We start from the raw sequence: 2,796 nt of genomic DNA, 5'->3' as shown, positions 1-2,796 counted from the left end.
GCCATGCCCTCGACCGCGCCCGTAGTGCACCTCTGCGTTTTCTGGCGCCGGAACTGGTGCATGTACATGGCGAATGGAGCCTGGTGATCGACGGGTTGTTTGGCATAGGGCTGAAACGGCCGCTGTCCGGCCTTGCCGCGGAGCTGGTCCAGGCAGTGAATACGCTGGGCTGTCCGGTGCTGGCGCTGGATGTGCCGAGCGGACTGGATGCCGATACCGGCGCCATCGTCGGGCCGCATGGCGTTGCGGTGCGCGCCACACACACCATCACCTTCATTGGCGACAAGCCCGGCCTGCATACTTGCGAAGGCCGCGATCACGCGGGACTGGTCCTGGTCAGCAATCTGGATCTGGATGGTTCGCTGTTTCCGCGCACGGCCGCCCGGCTGTCGGATGTTGCGCTGTTTTCGCACTGCGTGCAGCGCCGCCGTCACAGTGCGCACAAAGGCAGTTTCGGCAATGTGGCCGTGCTGGGTGGTGCGCGCGGGATGGCTGGCGCCCCCATTCTGGCCGCACGTACGGCCCTGATGTGCGGTGCGGGGCGCGTGTTCGCCTGTTTCATTGGCGAAGCGCCCTCCTTCGATCCGAATCATCCTGAGCTGATGTGCCGCGCTGCGCAGGCATTCGATTTCGACACTGCCGTCACTGTTGCGGGGCCTGGACTGGGCACGTCAGCGTCGGCCTCGGAAATTCTGTTCAGCGCCCTGCACAGCCACAGCGCCATGGTCGCCGATGCCGATGCTTTGAATCTGTGCGCTGCAGACGCCAATCTGCGCGAGCTGCTGGCAACGCGCCATGCTCCGACATTAATCACGCCGCATCCGCTGGAAGCTGCGCGGCTGCTCGGTTGCAGCACGGCGGATGTGCAGGAAGACCGGCCCGCGGCGGCGCGCAAACTTGCTGCGGCGCTGAACGCGGTGGTGGTGCTGAAAGGATCGGGCACGGTAATCGCGGCGCAGGACGGCACAGTCGTCATCAACACCACCGGTAATCCGGCGCTTGCAACGGCGGGAACCGGCGACGTACTGGCGGGGCTTTGCGGCAGCCTGCTGGCGCAGGGTTGGCCGGCATGGGAGACGGCGCTGGGCGCGGTGTGGCTGCACGGCATGGCGGCTGATGTGCTGGTAGCGGAAGGCACGGGCGCGATTGGCATCACGGCCGGCGAGCTGATACCGGCCATCCGCACCGCCATCAACCGCCTGGCCAGCCATAGTGGCCGTTAGAATCCGCACCGCGATCAATCGCCTGCCAGCCACAGTGGCCGTTAGAATCCGCACCGCGGACAATCGCATGGCCAGCCACAGTCGCCTTTAGAACCCACGGCGTAAAACAGGTGCCTGCCACGGCGTGGCAGGCACCAGGTCCTGGCCTCGGGTTTTAAGGGACGATGCGGCCGGCCGCGATGGTGATGGTCCGGCCGCAGCGCGCAGCGATCGATGGGTCATGCGTCACCAGCACCAGCGTCGAACCGCGCTCGCGGTTCAGTTCAAACATCAACTGAATGACTGCCTCGCCGGTCGCCGCATCCAGGCTGCCGGTCGGTTCATCCGCCAGCAGCAGCGGCGGCTCGGTCACGAAAGCGCGCGCCAGCGCCACACGTTGCTGTTCGCCGCCGGACAGAAACTTGGGATAATGCTTAAGACGGCTTGACAGCCCCACGCGTCCCAGCATCGCTTCAGCCTTGGCGCGGGCATGCGAATCGCCCGCCAGTTCCAGCGGCAGCATCACATTTTCCAGCGCGGTCAGGTGCGGCAGCAGCTGGAAAGACTGAAACACAAAGCCCAGCTTTTCCTTGCGCAGCGACGCACGGCCGTCTTCGTCCAGAGCGAAAATATCGACACCGTCGAGGACGACGCGGCCCTCGCTCGGGGTGTCCAATCCCGCCAGGAGGCCCAGCAGGGTCGATTTACCGGAACCGGAGGCGCCGACGATAGCAAGCGTCTCGGCCTTTTGCACGGTAAAATCCACGCTATGCAAAATCGTCAGCTCGCCGCTGGCATCGGCCACGCGCTTGCTCAGGCCGGAAACTGCGATAGCGGCATGCGACACGGATACACGCGACGCCGGCAAGGCCGGTGCGTCGGGAATGAAACTGCTGGTAGACGCTTGAGGGAAATCGGGCATGATCTTGTTCAATAAGTTGCGACTGGCCTTGACCGCCCTGCTCCTGGTGGTCAGCGCGGCAAACGCCTATTCTGCACCAAAAACCCTGCTTGTGGTGGGCGATAGCTTGTCGGCCGAATATGGCCTGGCGCGCGGCACCGGCTGGGTCGCTCTGCTGGAGCAGAAACTGAAGTCGCAGAAGATGGATGCCAATATCGTCAACGCCAGCATCAGCGGCGAGACGACCAGTGGCGGCCGTACCCGCCTGCCCGCCCTGCTGAGCAAACACAAGCCGGATGTCGTCGTGATCGAATTGGGCGCCAACGATGGCCTGCGCGGCCTGCCGGTTCCCGCCGCCGAAGCCAATCTGCGCGCCATGGTCGATGCCTCGCGCAAGGCAGGCGCCCAGGTGCTGCTGGTCGGCATGCGCATGCCGCCGAATTATGGCCGCGACTATTCCGATAAATTCTTCGCCATGTACGGCGCCCTGAGCAAGAACGCCAAGGTGCCGCTGACGCCCTTCATGCTGGAAGGCGTTGCCGACAATACCTTCCAGGCCGACCGCCTGCATCCGCTGGCCCAGGCCCATCCGATTATCCTGGCCAATATCTGGCCCCACCTGCTTCCCATACTCAAAACAAAATGAAGTATCCCGAACTCCTGAAGATTGAAGACGTACTGGCCCGCCTCGAC

Annotated in this window: 3 protein-coding genes; 2 read left to right on the top strand and 1 reads right to left on the bottom strand. The window is 64.2% G+C overall.

Going from position 1 to position 2,796, the window contains the following annotated elements; translation table 11 throughout:
• Positions 1–1,223 (top strand): NAD(P)H-hydrate dehydratase (locus AB4Z11_RS28580; RefSeq protein WP_442029206.1); only part of this gene is annotated, 1,223 nt, incomplete at its 5' end.
• A 154-nt stretch (positions 1,224–1,377) separates the two neighbouring features.
• Here AB4Z11_RS28580 and AB4Z11_RS28575 read toward each other — a convergent pair.
• The gene (locus tag AB4Z11_RS28575) at positions 1,378–2,124 is read right to left on the bottom strand and encodes an ABC transporter ATP-binding protein (protein WP_442029205.1); all 747 of its coding nucleotides are present in this window, start codon (positions 2,122–2,124) and stop codon (positions 1,378–1,380) included.
• Here AB4Z11_RS28575 and AB4Z11_RS28570 point away from each other — a divergent pair.
• A complete protein-coding gene (locus AB4Z11_RS28570; protein ID WP_442029204.1) occupies positions 2,123–2,749 on the top strand; it encodes an arylesterase in 627 nt (208 codons plus the stop codon). The two genes, AB4Z11_RS28575 and AB4Z11_RS28570, sit on opposite strands and share 2 nt — an antisense overlap.
• Positions 2,750–2,796: the final 47 nt, after the last annotated feature.

The organism is Pseudoduganella sp. RAF53_2, assembly GCF_052113985.1.
Taxonomy (GTDB): domain Bacteria; phylum Pseudomonadota; class Gammaproteobacteria; order Burkholderiales; family Burkholderiaceae_D; genus Rugamonas.
The sequence above is the reverse complement of the archived record's forward strand: the minus strand, read 5'-3'. Positions and strand labels throughout refer to the sequence as shown.

Coding starts and splice junctions, on each gene's coding strand:
- AB4Z11_RS28570 (WP_442029204.1), top strand. CDS start 2,123: ATGATCTTGTTCAATAAGTTGCGACTGGCCTTGACCGCCCTGCTCCTG.
- AB4Z11_RS28575 (WP_442029205.1), bottom strand. CDS start 2,124: ATGCCCGATTTCCCTCAAGCGTCTACCAGCAGTTTCATTCCCGACGCA.